Consider the following 14,943-nt stretch of genomic DNA (forward strand, 5'->3'; position numbering starts at 1 on the left):
TATGAGTGCGCAGCAGCCTGACGACGACGATGTGTACACGCACGGCCACCACGATTCTGTGGTCCGCGCCCACGCCTCCAGGACCGCGGAGAATTCCGCGGCCTTTGTCATTCCGCACCTCACGCCCGGGGTTTCAGTGCTCGACGTCGGCTGCGGCCCGGGGAGCATCACCTGCGATTTCGCCGGGCTGGTATCGCCCGGGAAGGTCACCGGCCTGGACCGGTCGCCGGACATCATCGCCCAGGCCACGGCATTGGCCGCCGAGCGCGGCGTGGCCAATGCGGAGTTCCTGGCCGGCAACATCTATGACCTCGATTTCGAGGATGAAACCTTCGACGTCGTCCATGCCCACCAAGTGCTCCAGCACCTCACCGACCCGGTGGAGGCGTTGCGCGAGATGCGCCGGGTGGCGAAACCGGGCGGCATTGTGGCAGTCCGCGACGCCGATTTCCACGGCATGAGCTGGTACCCCGCCGTCCCTGAACTGGACGAGTGGATGGACCTGTACCAGCGGATCGCACGACGCAACGGGGCCGAGCCCGACGCCGGCCGCCGGCTCGTGTCCTGGGCACAGTCCGCAGGCTTCACCAACGTGGCGCCCACCAGCAGCAACTGGCTGTATGCCACCGGGCAACAGCGGAGATGGCAGGCCAGGGTCTGGGGCGAACGAGTGCTGCATTCGGCCTTCGCGGAGCAGGCCCTTGAGTACGGCTTCGCAAATCCAGCGGACCTGGCCCGGATTTCGGCCGGCTGGCACCGCTGGGGATCCACCGACGACGGCTGGTTCCTCATCCCAAACGGTGAGGTCATCGCCCGGGCGTGATTTCCACATAGGGATCACAACGCCTATCCACCCCGCTCTGGCCGCCATAACGTCGGCATATGAGCCATTACGGAGAGAACGAATACTGGGCGGAGCCTTACACCGCCGAGGTTGACCAACTAGACTTGGTCAACATGGGACAATATAACGTCCAAGAGGCAAAAACGCGCCTGTCTGAGCTGTTGAACCTCGTTGAAAACGGCGAGGATGTGGTCATTGCCAAGGCAGGCCGCCCGGTGGCCCGGCTGGTGAAAATCGAGCGCCCCCACAAACGCGAACTGGGCTTCCTGGCGCCCCTTCAGATCCCTGACGGGTTCTACGAACCGTGGACCGACGAGGAAATGGGTGAAGTGACAGGTGGCGATCATTGATGCGCCTGCTCCTGGACACCCATGTTTTCCTGTGGGCTCTCGCTGAACCCAAGAAACTGTCCACCAAAGCCAGGAACGCCATCACCAAGCTTGAGAACTCGGTCTTCGTGTCGCCCATGACCGCATACGAGCTGTCGTACAAACACCATCAAGGCAAGCTGCCGTCGGGGGCAGCGATAGTGGCAAGCTTCGGGCGGCAGGTGGCCCACCTGTACGCCTCAGAGCTGGCCATCTCCGCTCCGCATGCGTTGGCCGCCGGTCAGCTGGACTGGGAACACAAGGACCCCTTTGACCGGACCCTGGCTGCGCAAGCCATGGTGGAAGGATTGACGCTGGTGACGGCAGATCAGGAGCTTCACGCCTTTGAGCCCGTGACCACACTGTGGTGAGGGCGGCATTCTTGTGGTGCTGACCGCACTAAACTTGGCAGGTGCAATTCTCCCTTTGGCTCGCCCTCGCCGGCGCCGGTGTCCTGATCAGTTTCACGCCGGGCGCCGGTGCCATCAACACCATGAGCAACTCGCTGACGTCCGGGTTCAGCCGCTCCATCTGGGGAATCCTTGGCCAGCAGGCAGCGCTGGTTGTCCACGTGGTGATCGTGGCGTTGGGCGTCGGCGTGCTGGTGGCCAGCTCCCCGGTGGCCTTCAACGTGATCCGCTACGCCGGCGCCGCTTACCTGGTGTACTTGGGTATCCGCCAGTTCCTGAGCAAACCGGAACTGGACCAGGAACAAGCCGCCGCCCTCCGGAATGAGCCCGCCTGGTCAATGTTCCGGCGCGGCCTCTGGGTCAACCTGCTCAATCCGAAGGCCATCGTTTTCTTCCTCGCGTTTATGCCACAGTTCATCCGCCCGGAACAGCCCCTCCTGCCCCAGTACCTTGTGCTCACGGCCACCGTGGTGGTGATCGACATCCTGGTGATGTGGTTCTTCTTCGCTTTTGCCGCCAAATCCTTCCAGCGCTTCACGCAAAACGCCCGCGGCCAGAAGATCCTCAGCCGGATCTTCGGGGTGCTCTTTGTGGCGGTGGGAATTCTCCTCGCCCTGATCCACTAGGCCTGGCCACCGCGCATTTCACACCGCTGGCCGCACTGCCGTCCGCCGTTTTTTCGCTCTGGCACAACATCTCCGGCGCTATTGTGGCGGCCTGGTTGGCGCGGCGCCCGCTGCGGGACGACTAGGTGCGTGGGTCAGAAATGACAGGCCCTAATTCTTAAAACGCCGACAGAATAACCATGTCCTCGTAGGGGCGGCTGGGAGAATCGTGGGCATGGATACCGGTTCTTCCGCGCAGGATGGTTTGTTCGACGAGTCTCTGGTCGAGCGGGTCGAGCAGCCCACCGATGTGCCCATGGATGCCAACGCCGGGGCCAGGAAACGCTTCAAGGCGTTCGAGCCCGATGCGGTGATGCTGGTCCCGCCGTCGCTGGAGGAATGGTTGCCCCAGGGCCATCTGGCCCGGTTCATTGGTGAGCTTGTTGACGGGGAGCTGGATCTGACCCGGTTCCATGCCTCCTATGCCAAGGCGAAGGGCCAGCCGCCGTATGATCCGCGGTTGATGCTGCGGATCGTGCTTTACGGGTACTGCGTCGGGGTGCGGTCCTCGCGGGAACTGGAAAAAGCCTGCACGGACGTCGTCGCGTTCCGCTGGCTGGCCGCCCAGCAGGCCCCGGACTTCCGCTCGATCGCCCGGTTCCGCGAACGCCACCTCGCGGCGTTGGCCAACGTGTTCCTCCAGGCACTGGAACTCTGCCGGGCCGCGGGCATGGTCTCGTTGGGCCATGTGGCACTGGACGGGACGAAGGTCCGGGCCAACGCCTCCCGGCACAAGGCCATGAGCTATGCCCGGCTGAGCGCGAAGCAGAAGGTGTTGGCCGATGAGATCAGCGACCTGATGGCGGAGGCCAAGACCGTGGACGCGGCCGAGGACGCCCGCTTCGGGCCGGGCAAACGCGGCGATGAGCTGCCCGCCGAACTGGCCAACCGGGCCCGGCGCGCCGCCGCGATGGCCGCCGCCCGGGAATCCATCGAAGCCGAAGCCGCGGAGAAGGCCCGCCGTGAGGCCGAGGCGAAGGCCCGGGACCGTGGGGACGATGACGAGGATGTCGCCGGGAAGGGAGATGCCGCCGCGTCGGCGGCGGAACCGAAACCCACGGCGCAACGGAACTTTACCGACCCTGACGCGAGGATCATGAAGACCGCGGACGGTTCCTACCACTACTGCTACAACGGGCAGGCCGTCGTTGATAAAGATCATCAGGTCATCGTGGCCACGGAGCTGAACAACACCCCGGTGGACGTGCAGCAACTGATCCCGATGGTCAAGAACGCCCAGAACACCCTGGCGGCCATGCCCGCGAAGTGGAGCGCCGATGCCGGGTACTGCTCGGCGGCGAACCTCGAACACGTCAAAGACCTTGAAGCCGATGGCGCCACGGAGTTCTTCATCTCCACCCGGCGGATGAAACACGGACGCCCGGTCCCCGAATCACCCAGGGGCAGGATCCCGGCGAACGCGACACCGGCCGAACGGATGGCCCGGAAACTGAAAACGAAGAAGGGCCAGGCGGTCTACGCCCGGCGCAAAGCCATCGTGGAACCGGTCTTCGGACAGATCAACACCCGGCAAGGCAAACATGTCCTGCTTCGCGGGCTCGAGAAGGCAGCCGGGGAATGGAAGCTGATAGCCGGCTGCCACAACCTGCTCAAACTCTTCAGTTACCGCACCGCCACCGCCTGAACCCGACCGGGGACGGCGCCCCGGGATCGAACCGCGCCCCGCATGAGCCTTCCAGCCCATTCCTTCCGCGAGAATGCCAAAAGGCCGGCCCCTTTCCAAGACAAGGAAACCGGCCTCGGGCCGTTACGGCTCAAACCTGAGGAACCCTCAAACAATTACCGACCCACGCACCTAGCAGGAGCTGCCTGGAGGCAGCAAGCGCGCACGTCTGCACGGTCCTCGGCCAGGCGGCGCCGCGACAGCGGCTGATGCAGCAGCAGGTACGCTCTATTTCATGACCCCCGCACCTGTGATCATCGCCATTGACGGGCGATCCGGCGCAGGCAAAACCACTCTGGCCATCGAACTCGCCGCGCAGCTACGGAACCATCACAAAGTCGCGCTGTTCCACCTTGAAGATATCTACCCGGGCTGGAATGGCCTCACCGCGGGCATCGAGCGCTACGTTTCCACCGTGCTCACACCCTTGAGCCGCGCCGAGCCCGCCACCTGGACCAGCTGGGACTGGGACAGGCATTACGACGGCGACACCCGGGTCACGCTGCCCGCCGAGATCGTGATCATTGAGGGAGTGGGGGCGGCCGCCGCCGACGCCAGGCCCATGCTCAGCGCTGTCATCTGGGCGGACGCGCCGGACGACATCCGCCGGAAGCGGGCCTTGGACCGCGACGGCGGGACGTATGAGCCGTTTTGGGACCAATGGGCCGAGCAGGAGAACTCGTGGCTCGCCGCCGACGACGTCCGCCGCCAAGCCGATATCCGCGTCCGCAACAATGCCGATGGTTCCGCCACCGCCGACGTCATGCAGGCCCTCGTGTACCTGCCCGCCCTCGGACCGGCGCTTGTTCCCGAGCTTGCCGCCCGCCGCGGCCTCAGGCTGCGTGCAGAACGGCTGGTCGCCAGGCCTGACGCCGCCGTACTCTTCGAGAACCTGTTCGGCGGCTCAGCGAACGCCGTCTGGCTGGACTCCTCCAACGCCGGCATCGCCAACGCAGACACCGAGCGCAACCGCTTCAGCATCCTCGCGGACGACGGCGGAACTTACGGCCAGGCGGTCACGCACCGGTCCGGCGAAAGCGTGATCACGGCAGGCTCCGCCACGGCGCGCGTGCCGGGACCGTTCTTCCGCTGGCTGGACACCGTCTGGGGACGCCGGGCGGTCCGCACTCCGGAGGGCTACCCGGGCGACTTCACCCTGGGCTGGCTGGGCTGCCTGGGCTATGAGCTCAAACGCGAAACCGGAGGGACGGACGTAGCGGCGCCGACTCCCGACGCGGCCCTGATCTTCGCGGGCCGCGCCGTCGTTCTGGACCACGTTGAAGGAACGGCCTGGCTCCTTGCACTGGAAGCGCCCGACGCCGACGGCTGGCTGGCCGACGCCCGCGCCGCCGTCGCCGGCTCCGCAAGCACCCCGGGCTCTGGCGCTCAAAGCTCGCACCCCGGCGGCAGCAACGTCGTCGTGCGTTCCGTTGGGCCCGCATTCAGCAGCCGCGACACGGAGCGCTCCTACCTGGCCAAAATCGAAGCCGCCCAGTACGAAATCCATGAGGGCAACTCCTACGAGGTGTGCCTGACCACCACGCTCACGGCCCGGCTGCCCGCCGCCGCGGCCGCCCCCTGGCCCACGTACCTCGCGCTGCGGCGGAAGAACCCGGCGCCGTTCGCCAGCTACCTGCGGTTCGGCGGGCTGACGGTGGCCAGTACGTCGCCTGAGCGGTTCCTGAGGATAACGTCCGACGGCGGCATGCGCGCCGAACCGATCAAGGGCACCCGCCGCCGGGGTGCTGATCCGGAGCGCGACAGGCAGCTGCGGGAGGACCTGGCGGCCTCGCTGAAGGACCGTGCGGAAAACATCATGATTGTGGACCTGCTGCGGAACGACCTTAGCCACTTCGCTGAGCCCGGATCGGTGACAGTCAGCAGGCTGTGCGAGATCGAAAGCTACGCCACCGTGCACCAGATGGTCAGTACTATCGATGGGCAGCTCGTGCCCGGAGCGCCGCGAGCCGAGGCGGTGGCCGCATGTTTCCCTGCCGGCTCCATGACCGGCGCCCCGAAAATCAGCACCATGGCAATCCTGGACCGGTTGGAGGAAGGCCCGCGGGGCCTGTATTCCGGCGCGATCGGCTACTTTTCGCTCAACGGGGCCACGGACCTGGCGGTGGCGATCCGTACTCTGGTCACCACGGCGCAGCCCGGTGGTGACGGCGGCGGACAAGGGGCGACGGCGGAACTCACCCTCGGCATCGGCGGCGCCATCACTGCCGACTCGGTACCTGGCGAGGAGTACGACGAAATCCGGGTGAAGGCGCACGGTGTGCTGTCCGCGCTGGGCGCGGACTTTCCCACCGGCTAGGCAGCCCTGGTGACTTGCAGGCTTACTGGACGGTAGCCGTCAGCCGGGCCACGTTGTCGATGTACCGGGCGGCCAAGGGGCGCTGGACCCAGTCCTCGAGCATGAGCTCCTTCGAAATGTCCCGGTATGTGTCTTCCACCGCGCGCATGTTGTTCACGATTTCCGCGCCGAGCAGCATCACCGAGACCTCCATGTTCAGCGAGAAGGAGCGCATGTCCATGTTGCTGGAGCCCAGGACCGCCACTTCGTCGTCGATGGTGAAGTGCTTGGCGTGGAGCACAAAGGGCGCTTTGTAGAGGTAGATCCGGACACCTGCCTCCAGCAGCGCCTCGTAATAGGAGCGCTGGGCGTGATGGACCAGGAACTGATCGCCCTTCTCGGAGACGAACAACTCCACGTCCACGCCCCGCTGGGCCGCTGTGGTGATGGCGTAGAGCAGGGAATCGTCGGGCACAAAATACGGGCTGCAGATGGAGATCCGGTGCTGCGCAGAATAGATCAGGGTGTTGAAGAGACGCAGGTTGTTTTCGGTGATGAACCCGGGGCCGCTCGGCACCACCTGGGCTGTGACGTTGCCCGGTTCGGGGTTGGCCGGGAGCTGCAGCTGATGTTCCAGCGACTCGTCGGTTTCGCTCAGCCAGTCCGTGGCGAAAACGACGTTGAGTGTGGTGACGATCGGTCCGCGCAGGCAGGCCATCAGCTCCACCCATTCGCGGCCGGCTTTGCGGTGTTTGGGGTTGTTGTAGGAAGGCTCGATCAGGTTCTGCGACCCCGTGAAGGCGAGTTCGCCGTCGATCACCATGATCTTCCGGTGGTTGCGGAGGTCCGGGCGGCGCCACTGGCCGTGGGTCGGCAGCAGCGGGAGCATCCGCTTCCACTGGATCTTCCCGGCCCTCAGCCGCTTGAGGAAGTTGCGGTAACCCTTGACCCGGAGCGTGCCGATGTGGTCGAACAGCACCCTGACTTCCACGCCGCGCTCGGCGGCCTCCTCGAGTGCGGTCAGCAGGTCATCGGTGATGTGGTCCGTACTCATGATGTAGAACTCGGCGTTAACGAAGTTCTTGGCCTTGCGCACCGCCTCGGTCATGGCCAGGATCGAGTCCGGATAGCCGGGAATGAGGTCCACGGAATTGCCGTCCACCATGGGGAGGGAGCCGAGCCGCCGGTTCAGTTCCCCGGCCGACTTCACCCATTCGGGCCCGGGATACTCACTGACGACGTCGGCGAGCGCCGAGATGCCGGACCGCACCCGGGTGTTGATGATCTCCTGCTGCTGGCGGCGGCGCCTGGAGAGCTTGAAGTTTCCGAACAGCAGGAAAAGGACCAGCCCCAGGAACGGCACAAAGAAGATTCCCAGCAGCCAGGCCATGGCCGTGGTGGGGCGCCTGTTGCCGGGGATGATGCCGATGGCCAGGACCCGGATTACCAGGTCGGCGAGGCTGAGCACCACCACCAACCACGCGGGGGCGGTACCGGCAAGAGAAATTGGCCACAGCACTGGAATACCCCCGGATTGCGCGCACCCGCGGACCGGTTCCGGCGGGGCAATGACCACAGCTTAGCCGCGGTGGGCCCTACTAAGCTGGAGCCATGACTTCTCCTGCGCCCGTGGTGCTCGTTTTCCTTGACCCCGCGTTCCCGGACGGCCGGCTGGCCGACGCTTCACAGCCCCAGCTGATGGCCACGGACCAGGGCGCCACTCGCGGCGATGGCGTGTTCGAATCCATGCTCGCGGTGGGCGGCGCCGTCCGGAAGCTCCAGGCTCATCTGGACCGGCTGGCGGGGTCGGCCCAGGCCCTTGACCTGGCGATCCCGGCTCAGGCCGTGTGGCGGGCAGCCATCTCCACTGGCGTCGCGGAGCGCCGCACCCAACACCCTGCTCCCTCGCCAGATGAGGACGAGGTGGTGGTGAAACTCTTGGTTACCCGTGGCCCGGACGGCGCGGAGTCCCCTACGTGCTGGGTTCAGATCTCCCCGGTGGGCGCCCTCGGCCGCCGCCAGCGCGAAACCGGGATCGACGTCATCCTCCTGGACCGCGGCTACGACAGCGACGTGGCTGAGCGTGCCCCGTGGCTGCTGCTGGGCGCCAAGACCCTGTCCTATGCCACGAACATGGCCGCCCTGCGGTACGCCCACAAACAGGGCGCCGAGGACGTCATCTTCACGTCCTCAGACGGCCGGGTCCTGGAGGGTCCCACGTCCACTGTGCTGCTGGCACATGTGGAAACCTCCGACGACGGCGCCGGCGCCACCCGCACGGTGCGCCGGCTCATCACCCCGCAGCTGGACAGCGGGATCCTCCCCGGGACCTCCCAGGGTGCCCTTTTCGCGGCGGCCAAGGCGGCCGGGTGGGAGCTCGGGTATGGTCCGCTGGAACCGCAGGACCTGCTGGATGCCGACGCCGTATGGCTGATTTCCAGCATCAGGCTGCTCGCACCGGTGAACCACATTGACGGCAAGGAAGTGGGAACGCCTGCCGTACAGAAGCAGCTGACGGCAGAACTCAACGCATTGCTTGCCGGGGTTCAGTAGTTCGTTGGGATTCAACAGTTTTCCGGGATGCAGCAGTTTTCCGGCGTTCAGCAGGAGGGCCTGAGGCCATGGCGGTTCGCAGTGCGGGGATCCTGCTGTACCGGCGGGGAGCAGACGGGCTGGACGTATGGATAGCGCACATGGGCGGACCGTTCTGGGCGCGCAAACAGACCCAGTCGTGGTCCGTTCCCAAGGGCGAATACCTTCCCGATGAGGAACCCCTGGTGGCCGCCCTTCGGGAATTCGCCGAAGAGATCGGCACGCCGCCGCCGGCCGTTGACTACTTCGAACTGGGCGCCTTCCGGCAATCGTCCGGAAAGATCATTACGGTGTTTGCGGCTGAGTCTGACTTCCAGCCGGATGGGATTGTGAGCAACACATTTCCGCTGGAGTGGCCCAGAGGATCCGGCATCATCCAGGACTTTCCCGAGGTGGACGACGCCCGGTGGGTGACGGAAACCGATGCCCGCGGCAAGCTGGTCAAGGGCCAGCTTCCGATCCTGGACGCGCTGCTGGAGCGTCTTGAACGGCACTGAATTGATCCGCCCCAGACCCGGGCCGGGTACTGACGGGCGGAACTGCCCTTTTGGTCCGTCGCGCAGGTCCGTATGGTTTGGTGCATGAACTCTCACACGGAGCCGACCAACACATTGACGTTCGACGAATGCTGGGAGTTGCTGGCCGATGACATGCTGGGGCGCCTGGCCCTGGTAGTGGACGGCCATCCGGAGATCTTTCCGGTCAACTACGTGCTGGACCGCAGGAGCATTGTCTTCCGCAGCGCCGGTGGCGCCAAACTCTGGGGCGCCCAGGCGGACCGTCCCGCGGCGCTGGAGATCGATGGATACGATCCCCGCACGGAGATCGCCTGGAGCGTGGTGGCGCGCGGAGACACCGCCGTGATCGAGGCCCAGGCCGAGAAGGACGCCGTTGACGCCCTGCATCTGGAGCCCTGGCAGCCCGGGCCCAAGGAATACTACATCCGGCTGACGCCACTCGCGCTGACCGGCCGCCGCTTCCAGGTCACCAAACCGGACGTCTGGAACACCCGGTTGTCGGACCGCCGTCGTGCTTCCTTCGAGTAGCGCGGGCGACAGGCACCCCATGAGCCACGATTCTCACATCCCCGTCATCCTGGGCGGCGCACGGACCCCCTTCGGCAAGTTCCGCGGCAGCCTGTCCGGGCTCACCTCCAGCGAACTGGGTGCCCACGCCATCCGGAACGCACTGGAACGGTCCGGGGTGGCGCCGGAACAGATCCAGGCCGTCATCGTGGGGCAGGTTATCCAGGCGGGCGCTGGTCAGGGACCCGCCCGGCAGGCCAGCCTCGCCGCCGGCATCGGCTGGGATGTGCCCACCGTGACCATCAACAAACTGTGCCTGTCCGGGCTGACCGCCGTGATCGATGCCGCCCGGATGATCCGCGCCGGCGAGGCTGATTTCATTGTGGCGGCAGGCCAGGAATCCATGACCAACGCCCCGCACCTGCTGCCCCGGCTCCGCGGCGGCGTCGCGATCGGTGACGCGCCGCTGCTGGATTCGCTGAACTTTGACGGCCTGCAGGACCCCGTCTCAGGTGAACTGATGGGCTCCGCCACCGACGCCGGGAACGTCCGCCTGGGCATCAGCCGCGAGGACCAGGACGCCGTGGCCGCCCTTTCGCACCAACGGGCGGAGGCCGCCCGGGCGGCCGGCATCCTGGCTGAGGAAATCGCTCCGTTGGAGGTCCGGCAGCGGCGGGGACCCGCCGTCGTGATTAATTCCGACGAGGGCATCCGCGCCGGCACCACAATCGAGACGCTGGCGGCACTGAAGCCCGCCTTCTCCAAGGATCCGGCCGCCACCATCACCGCCGGTTCTGCCTCCCCGCTGTCCGACGGCGCGGCCGCCGTGGTAGTGGCCAGCAAGGCAGCAGCGGAAGCGGCCGGCCTCAGCTGGATCGCGGAAATCGGCAGCCACGGCCAGACCGCCGGACCGGACGGTTCCCTGCATTCCCAGCCGTCCCGCGCCATTGAGCGGGCCCTGAAACTTGAAGGGATGACCATTGACGACGTGGACCTGATTGAGATCAATGAAGCCTTCGCCTCGGTGGTACTGCAGTCCGCCACGGACCTGGGGATCGACGCGGACAGGATCAACGCCGACGGCGGCGCCATCGCCCTGGGCCACCCGGTGGGCGCCTCGGGGGCGCGTCTGGTCCTGCATCAGGCACTCGCGCTGAACCGGCGCGGCGGCGGGACAGGCGTGGTTGCGTTGTGCGGCGGCGGCGGCCAGGGCGACGCCCTGATCCTCAAAGCCCGACCCACACCCCTCCTCCAAAGCAACGCGGGGTCACTTAACGCCCATGCGGAGGCTTTGGACGGGCGCTAAGTGACCCCGCGTTGCTGTCAACCACTCCACTAGCCAGACAGGACACCATGAACACTTCACCTACCGCCGAAGAGGGTTTCGGGACCATCTCTGTTGCCGCAATCCTGGCTGAATCAGCCGCCCGCTTCCCGGACTCCGCGGCCCTCGTGGTGGGCGAGGAGCGGGTGACCTACAGCGAACTCTGGGAACAGACGCGCGCGTATGCCGGTGCGTTGCGGGACCGTGGCGTGGGGCACGCCAGCCGCGTGGCCCTGCTGATGCCCAATATTGCTGATTTCGCCCGGGTCTACTACGCGGTCCTCGCGCTGGGCGGCGTGGTGGTGCCGTTGCATGCGCTGCTGAAGGGCAAGGAGATCGAGTACATGCTGCGCGACAGCGGCGCGCAGCTGCTCGTCTGCGCCGGACCGCTCCTTGAGGAAGGTGCCAAAGGCGCCGCGGCCGCGGGCATCGACGTCGTCACCGTCCTGGTGCCGGAGGGGACCGAAGGCGCTGCCCGGCTGGAGACCGAAGCGGCAGGAGCCGAGCCCATCAGCACCTGGCTGCCGCTGCGGCCCTTCGAGACGGCCACGATTCTGTACACATCCGGGACCACCGGCAAGCCCAAGGGCGCCTTGGGCAGCCACTTCGCCCTTGTGGAACAGACCAATACGCTGCTGACCAGCACGTTTGACCTCCGCCGCGGTGACGTCATCTTCGGCGGACTGCCGATGTTCCACACCTTCGGCCAGACGTGCGTCCTCAACACCGGGCTGCGGGCGGGGGCCACCATCGTGATGCTGCCCAAGTTCCGCGGGGACGCAGCCCTGGATGCCCTCGCCCGGCACAACATCAATGTCTTCTTCGGCGTGCCCACCATGTACATCGCCATGCTCGAAGCCGCCCGCACCAACACCGGCCGGTCCAACGCCCTGCGCTACTGCATCTCCGGCGGCGCGTCCCTGCCGGTGGCGGTGATGGACAGGTTCAAGACGGAATTCGGCTCGGACATTTACGAAGGCTACGGCCTGACCGAGACGTCCCCGGTTGCCACCTTCAACCATGTAGGCAAAGCGCCGCGGCCCGGAACGGTCGGCCAGGCCATTTGGGGAGTCCAGGTGGAGATCGCCCGCGCGGACGTCCAAGATGCCATCGAACTGCTGCCCACGGGCGAGTTAGGCGAGCTGGTGGTCCGGGGGCACAACCTCTTCACGGGCTACCTCAACCGGCCCGAAGCCACCGCCGAGGCTGTGGTGGACGGCTGGTTCCGGACCGGCGACCTGGGCACCAAGGACGGGGACGGCTACCTCCGGATCCTGGACCGGAAGAAGGAGATGATCATCCGGAACGGCTTCAACGTCTACCCGCGCGAGGTAGAGGAAGTCCTCAGCCGGCACGAGGCAGTCCTGAGCGTTGCCGTCTATGGCGTCCCCGACGAAACCCATGGGCAGGAGGTGGCGGCCGCCGTCGTCCTCAATCCGGGCAGCAGCGCCACCGTTGATGAGTTGCGGGACTTCGCCGCCGCGGAATTGGCGGCCTATAAGTATCCGCGGATCATTACCCTAGTCACCGAATTCCCCACCGGCCCCAGCGGCAAGGTCCTCAAGCGCGAACTCACCGCCCGGTACAGCGCCGCCCATACTCCAACAGGGTGATCAGGCGGGAATGATGCGGGACAGGAAACACGCGTTGGTTACGGAACATGACGACGGCGGCGGTGCGGCGGGGCGGGGCGAGTGTTACGTTTTTCGGGAGTAATGAGAACCGGCGCCAAGCCCTGACTGGCCGGTCGGCAACCCTCCCTTTCGCGGCGGGGTGCCTCAGGTGAATACTCGGCATATCGACCCATTCGAGCTGCAAGCGTGAAAGAAGGAGTTCCGTCGTGCCTAACGCCCCCGCCCCTGACCCTGCCCCCGAAGAAAAACTGTCGTACCGGCTTGTCACCGGGCCGGACGACAGGTCTTTCTGTGAACGGATTTCCACTGCCCTGGCCGAAGGGTATGTCCTGCACGGCAGCCCCGCCGCCACGTTCAACGGCACCAGCGTGATTGTTGCGCAGGCACTGATCCTCCCGGCAGCCATCGCAACGGCGGACGCCGCCGTGGCCACCGCCGTTGAAGACCTCGATTTCGACGGCGAGGGCCACGCATGAGCTACGCCGGAGACCTCACCCCGCACGAAGCCTGGGCCAAGCTGGAGCAGGGCGCCATTATGGTGGACGTACGGACCGAAGGCGAATGGGCCCACATCGGCATCCCCGACACCAAGGCCACGGACCACGATCCCCTGTTCATCCCGTGGACCTTCCCCGGCGGCATCCCCAACCCGGATTTCATCACCGACCTGACACAGCAGGCACCGGAGGACGACGGCGCCGAACTGGTGTTCCTCTGCCGCTCGGGCCAGCGCTCCATCGCCGCCGCCATCGCCGCGACGCAGGCCGGCTTCACCGCTTACAACGTCCTTGAGGGTTTCGAAGGCGAGACGGACCGCTACGGCGAGCGCACCGTCAACGGCTGGAAGAACCGCGGCCTCCCCACCAACCTGGGAATAGCCAAGTGACCTTCAACCCAGACGCCGCCGGCTGGAGCGCCGAAACGCAGGCCGTCCGCGGCGGGCTGGACCGCACCAACTTCCAGGAGACCACCGAGCCGGTCTTCCTGAACTCCGGCTTCGTCTACGAGTCCGCTGCCGCCGCCGAGCGCGCCTTCACCGGCGAGGACGAACGCTTCGTCTACTCCCGGTACGGCAACCCGTCCGTGGCCACCTTCCAGGAACGCCTTCGCCTGCTCGAAGGCACCGAAGCGTGCTTTGCGACGGCATCTGGGATGTCAGCGGTCTTCACCGCCCTGGGCGCCCTGCTGGCGGCCGGGGACCGGGTGGTTGCCGCGCGTTCACTGTTCGGTTCCTGCTTTGTGATCCTGAACGAGATCCTGCCGCGCTGGGGCGTGGAAACCGTGTTCGTTGACGGCCCGGACCTCGAACAGTGGGCTGCTGCGCTGTCGGAACCCACCACCGCAGTGTTCTTCGAATCGCCATCCAACCCGATGCAGGAAATCGTGGACATCGCTGCGGTCAGCGAACTGGCGCACGCCGCCGGGGCCACCGTCGTCGTCGACAACGTCTTCGCCACTCCCCTGCTGCAGCGCTGCGGCCAGCTGGGCGCGGACGTGATTGTGTACTCCGGCACCAAGCACATCGACGGCCAGGGACGCGTCCTGGGCGGAGCCATCCTGGGCACCAAGGATTTCATTGACGGCCCGGTCAAGCAGCTCATGCGGCACACCGGCCCGGCCCTCTCCGCGTTCAATGCCTGGGTGCTGACCAAAGGCCTGGAGACCATGGCGCTGCGCGTGAATCACTCCTCCGCGTCCGCGCTGCGGCTGGCCAAATGGCTCGAAAAGCAGCCGGCAGTCAGCTGGGTTAAGTACCCGCTGCTCAAGTCCCACCCGCAGTACGAACTTGCCGCCAAGCAGATGAAGGCCGGCGGCACCGTCCTCACGCTGGAACTTGCGACGACGGGTGGCCGCTCGGGCAAAGAAGCCGCCTTTGCGCTGCTGGACGCCTTGCGGATCATCGACATCTCCAACAACCTGGGCGATTCCAAGTCCCTCATCACCCATCCGGCCACCACCACGCACCGCGCCATGGGTCCCGAAGGCCGCGCCGCCATCGGGCTCAGCGACGGTGTGGTGCGGCTGTCCGTGGGCCTGGAGGACGTGGACGACCTCATTGGCGACCTGGAGCAGGCCTTGAAGCACATCTGACGGCAGGCGG

At 66.2% G+C, this 14,943-nt stretch carries 15 protein-coding genes, 1 pseudogene and 1 riboswitch; of the genes and pseudogenes, 15 read left to right on the forward strand and 1 reads right to left on the reverse strand.

Going from position 1 to position 14,943, the window contains the following annotated elements; all coding sequences use genetic code 11:
• Position 1: 1 nt before the first annotated feature.
• The 7 genes and pseudogenes from ACQCSV_RS18745 (at position 2) to ACQCSV_RS18775 (ending at position 6,288) form a co-directional block, all read left to right on the forward strand.
• Positions 2 to 823: a methyltransferase domain-containing protein gene (locus ACQCSV_RS18745; RefSeq protein ID WP_354155131.1), complete on the forward strand. Its 822-nt coding sequence runs from the start codon at positions 2 to 4 to the stop codon at positions 821 to 823.
• Positions 824 to 882: 59 nt separating this feature from the next.
• Positions 883 to 1,194 carry a type II toxin-antitoxin system prevent-host-death family antitoxin gene (locus tag ACQCSV_RS18750; protein ID WP_354155132.1) on the forward strand — a complete coding sequence of 104 codons (312 nt, stop codon included), beginning with the start codon at positions 883 to 885 and terminating at the stop codon, positions 1,192 to 1,194.
• On the forward strand, positions 1,194 to 1,583 hold the full coding sequence (locus tag ACQCSV_RS18755; RefSeq protein WP_354155187.1) for a type II toxin-antitoxin system VapC family toxin: 390 nt from the start codon (positions 1,194 to 1,196) through the stop codon (positions 1,581 to 1,583). Before ACQCSV_RS18750 ends, ACQCSV_RS18755 begins: the two co-directional genes overlap by 1 nt.
• Positions 1,584 to 1,624: 41 nt before the next feature.
• Entirely contained in the window at positions 1,625 to 2,248 is a 624-nt protein-coding gene (locus ACQCSV_RS18760; protein ID WP_354155133.1) for a LysE family transporter, read from the forward strand.
• A gap of 2 nt (positions 2,249 to 2,250) precedes the next feature.
• A pseudogene (locus ACQCSV_RS18765) lies at positions 2,251 to 2,373 on the forward strand (bile acid:sodium symporter family protein); the annotation flags it as partial.
• Between the two features lie 170 nt (positions 2,374 to 2,543).
• Positions 2,544 to 3,932: an IS1182 family transposase gene (locus ACQCSV_RS18770; RefSeq protein ID WP_426939583.1), complete on the forward strand. Its 1,389-nt coding sequence runs from the start codon at positions 2,544 to 2,546 to the stop codon at positions 3,930 to 3,932.
• Positions 3,933 to 4,206: 274 nt separating this feature from the next.
• On the forward strand, positions 4,207 to 6,288 hold the full coding sequence (locus ACQCSV_RS18775) for a chorismate-binding protein (RefSeq protein WP_426938945.1): 2,082 nt from the start codon (positions 4,207 to 4,209) through the stop codon (positions 6,286 to 6,288).
• A gap of 22 nt (positions 6,289 to 6,310) precedes the next feature.
• Here ACQCSV_RS18775 and cls read toward each other — a convergent pair whose 3' ends face one another.
• Positions 6,311 to 7,783 carry a cardiolipin synthase gene (gene cls / locus ACQCSV_RS18780; RefSeq protein WP_426939584.1) on the reverse strand — a complete coding sequence of 491 codons (1,473 nt, stop codon included), beginning with the start codon at positions 7,781 to 7,783 and terminating at the stop codon, positions 6,311 to 6,313.
• 95 nt (positions 7,784 to 7,878) lie between these two features.
• Here cls and ACQCSV_RS18785 point away from each other — a divergent pair, with 95 nt between their 5' ends.
• From ACQCSV_RS18785 to ACQCSV_RS18820, 8 genes are all read left to right on the forward strand, one after another.
• Positions 7,879 to 8,820 (forward strand): aminodeoxychorismate lyase, encoded by a 942-nt coding sequence (locus tag ACQCSV_RS18785; RefSeq protein ID WP_354155135.1) that lies wholly within the window; start codon positions 7,879 to 7,881, stop codon positions 8,818 to 8,820.
• A gap of 68 nt (positions 8,821 to 8,888) precedes the next feature.
• Positions 8,889 to 9,356 carry an NUDIX domain-containing protein gene (locus ACQCSV_RS18790; protein WP_354155136.1) on the forward strand — a complete coding sequence of 156 codons (468 nt, stop codon included), beginning with the start codon at positions 8,889 to 8,891 and terminating at the stop codon, positions 9,354 to 9,356.
• A gap of 84 nt (positions 9,357 to 9,440) precedes the next feature.
• Positions 9,441 to 9,905 carry a pyridoxamine 5'-phosphate oxidase family protein gene (locus ACQCSV_RS18795; RefSeq protein WP_426938946.1) on the forward strand — a complete coding sequence of 155 codons (465 nt, stop codon included), beginning with the start codon at positions 9,441 to 9,443 and terminating at the stop codon, positions 9,903 to 9,905.
• 19 nt (positions 9,906 to 9,924) lie between these two features.
• The gene (locus ACQCSV_RS18800) at positions 9,925 to 11,190 is read left to right on the forward strand and encodes an acetyl-CoA C-acyltransferase (RefSeq protein ID WP_354155138.1); all 1,266 of its coding nucleotides are present in this window, start codon (positions 9,925 to 9,927) and stop codon (positions 11,188 to 11,190) included.
• A gap of 47 nt (positions 11,191 to 11,237) precedes the next feature.
• Positions 11,238 to 12,821: a long-chain-fatty-acid--CoA ligase gene (locus tag ACQCSV_RS18805; RefSeq protein ID WP_426938947.1), complete on the forward strand. Its 1,584-nt coding sequence runs from the start codon at positions 11,238 to 11,240 to the stop codon at positions 12,819 to 12,821.
• Between the two features lie 98 nt (positions 12,822 to 12,919).
• A riboswitch (SAM riboswitch) is annotated at positions 12,920 to 13,035 on the forward strand.
• Between the two features lie 13 nt (positions 13,036 to 13,048).
• Positions 13,049 to 13,318, forward strand: coding sequence for a DUF1737 domain-containing protein (locus tag ACQCSV_RS18810; protein WP_354155140.1), 270 nt, complete (start codon positions 13,049 to 13,051; stop codon positions 13,316 to 13,318).
• Complete coding sequence (locus tag ACQCSV_RS18815; RefSeq protein ID WP_426938948.1) at positions 13,315 to 13,728, forward strand: rhodanese-like domain-containing protein; 414 nt, start codon at positions 13,315 to 13,317, stop codon at positions 13,726 to 13,728. The genes ACQCSV_RS18810 and ACQCSV_RS18815 overlap by 4 nt, the downstream gene beginning before the upstream one ends.
• Positions 13,725 to 14,933 carry an O-succinylhomoserine sulfhydrylase gene (locus tag ACQCSV_RS18820; RefSeq protein WP_426938949.1) on the forward strand — a complete coding sequence of 403 codons (1,209 nt, stop codon included), beginning with the start codon at positions 13,725 to 13,727 and terminating at the stop codon, positions 14,931 to 14,933. Before ACQCSV_RS18815 ends, ACQCSV_RS18820 begins: the two co-directional genes overlap by 4 nt.
• Positions 14,934 to 14,943: the final 10 nt, after the last annotated feature.

Origin of the sequence: Pseudarthrobacter sp. S3 (assembly GCF_050156905.1) — a bacterium.
GTDB lineage: Bacteria > Actinomycetota > Actinomycetes > Actinomycetales > Micrococcaceae > Arthrobacter.

Excerpts from the sequence above, each read along its gene's own strand:
- ACQCSV_RS18745 (WP_354155131.1), top strand. The coding sequence starts at position 2 with ATGAGTGCGCAGCAGCCTGACGACGACGATGTGTACACGCACGGCCAC.
- ACQCSV_RS18750 (WP_354155132.1), top strand. The coding sequence starts at position 883 with ATGAGCCATTACGGAGAGAACGAATACTGGGCGGAGCCTTACACCGCC.
- ACQCSV_RS18755 (WP_354155187.1), top strand. The coding sequence starts at position 1,194 with ATGCGCCTGCTCCTGGACACCCATGTTTTCCTGTGGGCTCTCGCTGAA.
- ACQCSV_RS18770 (WP_426939583.1), top strand. The coding sequence starts at position 2,544 with ATGGATGCCAACGCCGGGGCCAGGAAACGCTTCAAGGCGTTCGAGCCC.
- ACQCSV_RS18775 (WP_426938945.1), top strand. The coding sequence starts at position 4,207 with ATGACCCCCGCACCTGTGATCATCGCCATTGACGGGCGATCCGGCGCA.
- ACQCSV_RS18785 (WP_354155135.1), top strand. The coding sequence starts at position 7,879 with ATGACTTCTCCTGCGCCCGTGGTGCTCGTTTTCCTTGACCCCGCGTTC.
- ACQCSV_RS18790 (WP_354155136.1), top strand. The coding sequence starts at position 8,889 with ATGGCGGTTCGCAGTGCGGGGATCCTGCTGTACCGGCGGGGAGCAGAC.
- ACQCSV_RS18795 (WP_426938946.1), top strand. The coding sequence starts at position 9,441 with ATGAACTCTCACACGGAGCCGACCAACACATTGACGTTCGACGAATGC.
- ACQCSV_RS18800 (WP_354155138.1), top strand. The coding sequence starts at position 9,925 with ATGAGCCACGATTCTCACATCCCCGTCATCCTGGGCGGCGCACGGACC.
- ACQCSV_RS18805 (WP_426938947.1), top strand. The coding sequence starts at position 11,238 with ATGAACACTTCACCTACCGCCGAAGAGGGTTTCGGGACCATCTCTGTT.
- ACQCSV_RS18815 (WP_426938948.1), top strand. The coding sequence starts at position 13,315 with ATGAGCTACGCCGGAGACCTCACCCCGCACGAAGCCTGGGCCAAGCTG.